The organism is Elizabethkingia argenteiflava, from assembly GCF_009904105.1.
Classification (GTDB): domain Bacteria; phylum Bacteroidota; class Bacteroidia; order Flavobacteriales; family Weeksellaceae; genus Elizabethkingia; species Elizabethkingia argenteiflava.
This window is the reverse complement of record NZ_JAAABJ010000309.1, coordinates 1-645: the sequence shown is the minus strand read 5'-3', so window position 1 is coordinate 645 and position 645 is coordinate 1. Positions and strand designations below refer to the sequence as shown.

Here is a 645-nt window from a genome sequence, read left to right as displayed (position 1 = left end):
TACTTTACAGGCTTTGGATACATTTCCTAAATGTTGTGCTAATTCAAGTACGCCTAACTTGTTTTTGATGATTTTTTGTTGTGTTGTCATAATACTTAATCTGTTTTAAAGTTATTTAATTTGATTACAACTGTCAGATTAAGTATTGACGAATTCACATTAGGTCTATGCGAATTGTAGAATATTTCCCATTCTTTGAGTTTTTGTTCAATATCTATATCATCTTTATAATCAATTAATTGATAAAATTCCTGTTTATCCGTAAGAGGAGACCTTTATACTTTACCATTTAAATGAGGGCTTCTGGGCTTAATAAAGATATGTCTGATCCCTAATTCTACACAGTGTCAGTGAAATTTAGATTGGAATTCATGAAGATTATCCGTTTGTATTCTATGAATTCGAATAGGAAAATGTTTTCTGAAGTATTCTAAAAAATCAATCGTTAAAGCTTGATTTTTTTTATCATAATTTTTTAATGCTCTTGCTCGTGTAGCATCATCTATTGCCTTATATTGATAACGCTTAATTTTATTACCAGATTCTTCAAAGAAATTAAGGAACTTAACTTCTACCTGAACTCTATGACCAGGAACCTGTTTTTCATATCGTTTGAAGGTTTTTATAGATCGCTTCTTCATATTC

General features: G+C 29.5%; 1 pseudogene. It reads right to left on the bottom strand.

What is annotated here, in order from left to right:
• Window positions 1–347: 347 nt before the first annotated feature.
• A pseudogene (locus GNY06_RS03270) lies at window positions 348–645 on the bottom strand (IS481 family transposase); the annotation flags it as partial.